Source organism: Methylobacterium oxalidis, from assembly GCF_007992195.1.
GTDB classification, from domain to species: domain Bacteria; phylum Pseudomonadota; class Alphaproteobacteria; order Rhizobiales; family Beijerinckiaceae; genus Methylobacterium; species Methylobacterium oxalidis.
This window is the reverse complement of the sequence record NZ_BJZU01000206.1, coordinates 1-4,819: the sequence shown is the minus strand read 5'-3', so window position 1 is coordinate 4,819 and position 4,819 is coordinate 1. Positions and strand designations below refer to the sequence as shown.

The 4,819-nt window shown below is 63.5% G+C and carries 3 protein-coding genes; all 3 read right to left on the bottom strand.

Annotated elements, in window-relative coordinates:
- Nucleotides 1-200 precede the first annotated feature (200 nt).
- The 3 genes from MOX02_RS29300 to MOX02_RS29290 all read right to left on the bottom strand — a co-directional run bounded on the left by MOX02_RS29300 (nucleotide 201) and on the right by MOX02_RS29290 (nucleotide 3,391).
- Nucleotides 201-398 carry a hypothetical protein gene (locus tag MOX02_RS29300; protein ID WP_147029300.1) on the bottom strand — a complete coding sequence of 66 codons (198 nt, stop codon included), beginning with the start codon at nucleotides 396-398 and terminating at the stop codon, nucleotides 201-203.
- Between the two features lie 800 nt (nucleotides 399-1,198).
- Nucleotides 1,199-2,359 (bottom strand): AI-2E family transporter, encoded by a 1,161-nt coding sequence (locus MOX02_RS29295; protein ID WP_147029299.1) that lies wholly within the window; start codon nucleotides 2,357-2,359, stop codon nucleotides 1,199-1,201.
- A gap of 210 nt (nucleotides 2,360-2,569) precedes the next feature.
- The gene (locus MOX02_RS29290) at nucleotides 2,570-3,391 is read right to left on the bottom strand and encodes a lytic transglycosylase domain-containing protein (RefSeq protein ID WP_147029298.1); all 822 of its coding nucleotides are present in this window, start codon (nucleotides 3,389-3,391) and stop codon (nucleotides 2,570-2,572) included.
- Between the last annotated feature and the right edge of the window lie 1,428 nt (nucleotides 3,392-4,819).

The following is a 4,819-nucleotide window of genomic DNA, read 5'->3' as shown; positions in this document are numbered from 1 at the left end:
GTCGCATGGCTTGAGCGAGTTCAGCGCCCACGCCACGTCGGCCGCAACGGCCCTTGTCAGCCCTACCTGCGGGAGATCGTTCAGGCGCACCGGCTCGCCCGTCCTGGAACAGTAAACCGTCCAGGCACCATCCTGCCGGCGCAGGCTGTACCGATGAGGCTCAGCGGCCGCCGGATCTCCCGTAGAAGCCCGCTCGCTGCTCATGAGCCGGTCAGCAGTTCGGCGTGGCCATCGCTCACGGGAGCAACCTCTGCCGCGACGAGTGACCTCTGCCTGCGCATCGGCTTGACGGCTACCGGGATCATAGCAGCCTCAGGCGAGAGCAGACGCCGGGCACGTTCGTTGAACTCTTGCACGGACACGGTGCGCGCAAAGCCTGGGCTGAAGCTGGTGGCCATTGATGCCTCCGGCGTAGGTGGAGAGGCAGGAATTTACATCGACTTCCAGCACCAAAATCAAGATCGAAACAATACTATCGCGCTGCAATAATCTTGGCCGGTGGACCAGGAGCAGCGTCGGCGCAGGCGTCTCAAGGGAATGTTGCCGGTGCCGCGGCACCGGCACCCATGAAGGGCGTGCCCAGCGGCTTGAACCAGATGCGGGTCTGGGCGACCTGCCCTCGGCGGGCGCGTTGGACGAACCCTCACTCCCCGCCGGCAGGGTACCTGTCCGCGCGCCGTCCTTCCTGGCCCCGGAGCCGCTCAGCCCACCGGCTCCCAAGCTCTGCCTTCCGCCTGTTTGACCCTCATCCGCATTCGGGATCGAGGTTTCGGACGACCCGCTGGTCGACGCGCGGGTGCAGGCCTACGCGGTCTCATTCAGCCGCCGCTCACAATAGAGCTGCACACGGGCAACGAATGGAAGGTGCTCTACGAGCTCGGGCGGAACAGTCGCTCTACGGCGGCTGATCCTCACCGTGGTGGCGCAAGAAGCTCGGCCGTGGCCTTCGTCGGGCGGAGATCCTGCTGTCGAGGAGTCTCGCCTAATTTCAGGACGGAAGCTCACGCTGCAGTCCGCCACCACACAGATGTTATCGTCGGTGTTCAGGCCTCTGATTATGAGTGATGCTGCTCGGTCGGTCCCCACGGCACGGCTGGGCACCTCCAACTCCTAACCCCGCTCGGCCCACCCCTGCGCCAGCGGGGTTTTTCTCTGCGCAGCCACACCTCGGAACCCCAGACGCTGCTTGTTTTGCCTGTCAGGAGCCGATGATGTGCCCGATCGGCTTGAGCGGCTCGACGCGGTCCGCCACGATCTTCAGCATGGCCAACAGCGGCACGGCCAGCAGGGCGCCAAGCACGCCCCAGAGCATGTGCCAGAAGAACAGCGAGACGATCACGAGCACAGGGTTGAGGGTGAAGCGCTTGGCCAGGAGCATGGGGGTGATCGTCTCGCCCTCGGCGATGTGGATCAGCAGATACAGACCCGCCGGCGTGAGCGCGTACCAGGGCCAGTCCAGGCTGAGCACGCCCACGACGAAGAAGATCCCGACACCGGCCAGAGGCCCAAGGATCGGGATGTAGTTCAGAAGAAACGCGGCCGCTCCCCAGAGAAGCGGGGTGCCGAGGTCGCAGGCCCACATGGCGAGGGCGGTCGCCACCCCCACCATCGCGTTCATCATCGTGATGGTGAGCAGGTAACCCGAGATGTTCGTCCCGATCTCATGGGCGATCTCGACGGCCTGACGCTTGTTGGAGAAGCTCGGCAACACCTCGACAAAGCCGCGCAACAAGCGGTCCCCCGAGGCGAGGAAGAAGAACAGCAGGATCATGATCGTAAAGAAGCGCGACAGAACCACCGCCGTGCTCGTGGCGAGATAGCCCGCCAGACCGGAAGCCGGCCGTGCCATGATGGTCTGGCTCTGCCCCTCCTGCCCGGAGGTTGCGGTCAGGCTCTCGATGGCGTGCAGGCCCTGCTGCAGCAGGTCGAGCGGATGGTGCAGGACGGCGAGCTTCTCCTTCAGGAGCGTCAGGCTTTCGGGAGCGCGCTGGATCCACCCCGATGCCGGGATGGAGATCGTGAAGCCGATACCCGCGATCGCCCCGAACACCACCAGGATCAGCAACGCCGCAGCGAGTGCGTGGGGCAAGCGGAGCCGTTCATGCAGGATCCGCATGACGGGCCCGAGCAGAAGCTTCAGGACGAGCGCGACGACGATGGGCAGGATCAGCTCCCGGCCGAGGTAGAGCGTGTAGACGACCGCCAGCAGACCGAGCACCAGGATCCCGACTGAGCGTACCCCGTGTGGAACGGCCTCGCCGGCTGCGACGGCGCCACGAGCTTCGCGCTCATCGCGCTCAGCGGCATACTCATTGGCCGGCGAGGGCGTAACCGCACCTTGTTCCCGGGTGACCGCCATGCATCCTCCTGGACGCGTTGCGCAGCCATCAACGGGCTGGGTTGAGGGAACGATCCGCGACTACCCTGGGTGGCATGCTCCACTTGCCGGAGGCTGACCTGAGAGCGTGTCTTTCGGCTTCAGGTCTCCCGAGCGTCGAGCGTCCATCGGTCAGGCTTGTGCTTGTTTTGGCCCTGATCCTTCCAAGCAGAAGGTACTCTCGACCGTTGCTCAATTCCGCAAAGACCTAAACACCGTCTCGGCCGTGGCGTAGACGTCACCACCTTGACGCCAATCGTCGGCTGTTCTGCCCGTGATCCGCTCGACGTACTCTCGCGTCTCTTTGGGCAGAGCCGAGCGGCCAGAGAGCCAGTCCCTGACGCGCTGCGGGCCAGCGTTGTAGGCTGCCGCTGCAAAGCCGAGGTTCCCGAACCGGATCCGGTACTCCTTCAGGAGTTCGGCCGATTTCGGTATGGCCTCAAACGGGTTGAACGGATCCGTGAGCCCCCGCTCACTGGCCGTTCCCGGCATGAACTGCGCCACGCCTTGAGCGCCCGCGCGACTGATGGCTCGATGGTTGAGGCCGCTCTCCTGCCGCAGAAGGCGCATCAGGAACTCGACCGGAAGACCGTGGATCACGGCGGAGTGTTCGATGAACTCCGACATCCGCTGACGGTCGCCGAAGAAGGCCGCAGACCAAGCATCCTCGATCGTCTGGAAAGTGGATCGTTCGAGGCGGACGCCGCTGCCTGCTGCGGACGGAGCGTGTTGCGCATACTCGTGGACTGGCCCACCCGCCATCGTCGCGGTGAAGACTCGTGGGATGACTGCCGCCGTTGGCGCTTCGAGAGAAGCTGAGGCGGACGCGCGTGACGAGCTGATCAGGGCCTCATCCAGCGGTGGACCTGCGGGGCAGAACACGATCAGAGCGGCCGCTGCGGCGAGCAGGGCGACCGTCCGATTGGCGACAGCGGCGCAGGCCGCTCTCCTCAGCACGAGTCTGGCGATGCCAGCTCGGTACTCGCTCACGCTCTTCTGCCGCAGGTGCTGCATCGTGGGGCCGCTGACGAGCCTCCTCGGCGTGGGCCAACGAGCCTGAAGCGCCACGGTATGAAACGGTTGCACGCGCTGAGCAGAGGCTCAAGCGACACGATGTGCGATCCTAAAGGATCCCTGTATGGCGGCATTGAGGTGATCCCGTCCTTCACCCCGTCATCGGTCGCTGCTCGCTTCCTACGGGCTGCCCACGCCAGAGGGGCCTACCGGACGGTGATCGCGGTCTTGATGACCTCGAAGTCCGACCTCTTGAGGACGCGCCTGTTCACGAGATCCTCCGGCGAGGCATAGGGCCGGAAAGCGATGATCCTGCGCCCGATCATGCCGGCGCCCAGAGCGTTCAGTTCCTCAACCGAGGCTGTGTTGAGGTCGATGCTGGTTCCAGAGGCTGCTGGTTCAGCGGCAGTCGATGCCGAAGCCACGTCTACACCTACGTTGTCGGCTGATGCTCCGGCGTCCGGCCCTTGAGCTGGAGGTAGTTCGGATGCAGCACGCTCGGCTGTTGCAGGCTCGGCCGTTACGGCAGCGGGTGTCGCTGCAGCCGAGGCGGGCGCGTCTGCTCCTTCATTCTGGGCCGGCCTGCTGAGGTGCTCCACCGATCCGCCCAGAGGGCCTGGGTACACCGTGCGTACGGGATCCCCATCGGGATCTGTGACGGATCGCTGTTGTGTGGAGAGGTGAGCGACCGACACCGGCGGCTTGTCCTGGTCTAGCCGAGAGCGAGAGCTGTGTGAGACCCACAGGCCAGCCCCAATCGCCGAGACCGTCACAAGGGCGGCGGAGATGAACAGCGTGGACCGACGCATAGTCACGATAGCTCCCTCGGAGGAGCCTGATCGTTGCCGGGCATTCACGGCGTCTTCAGGGCAGAGACTACAGCGAGACGCCTCAGTTGAAAGCGCAGCGCGGGCAATATGAGCGCATGACTCAGGTGTTATCGTGGAGACTCTTAATCTGCCAATTTCCCTAGAGTAAAGAGCGAATACGGCGAGTTTTATTAAACACCGAAAATCAATTTCCGAAATAGGTGAAATAGTTCGGAAATAAGCTGAAGACCCAACGATATGAGTCACTCAGTTCGGCCACACTCTACCATAATGAGCTCAGTCTCGCTTCGCTCGACGCCTCACGACTTCGTCGCTCGGCAGTTTCTTTGCCCGCACATTCATCTCAGCGATCCTCATCCTGATGGATTGTTCGGGAGGCATAGTTCACCCGGCAGGGGAGAACTATGAAGCCTGGATCCTGATGGCATTATCCCGGTCGTACATACTCGATCAGCAGACCCGGTAGGTGGGACAGGCCGTTCGTATTGCCCCTTTTCGTGCTCGTTCACTCAGCCGATTAAGCTGAAACGGCGGCGGTCTCCCGAGCCGATCGAGGGACTTCGGGAGACGTGCTGGTCATCGCCAGCGTCTTGGTCCT

Coding starts and splice junctions, on each gene's coding strand:
- MOX02_RS29300 (WP_147029300.1), bottom strand. CDS start 398: ATGGCCACCAGCTTCAGCCCAGGCTTTGCGCGCACCGTGTCCGTGCAA.
- MOX02_RS29295 (WP_147029299.1), bottom strand. CDS start 2,359: ATGGCGGTCACCCGGGAACAAGGTGCGGTTACGCCCTCGCCGGCCAAT.
- MOX02_RS29290 (WP_147029298.1), bottom strand. CDS start 3,391: ATGCAGCACCTGCGGCAGAAGAGCGTGAGCGAGTACCGAGCTGGCATC.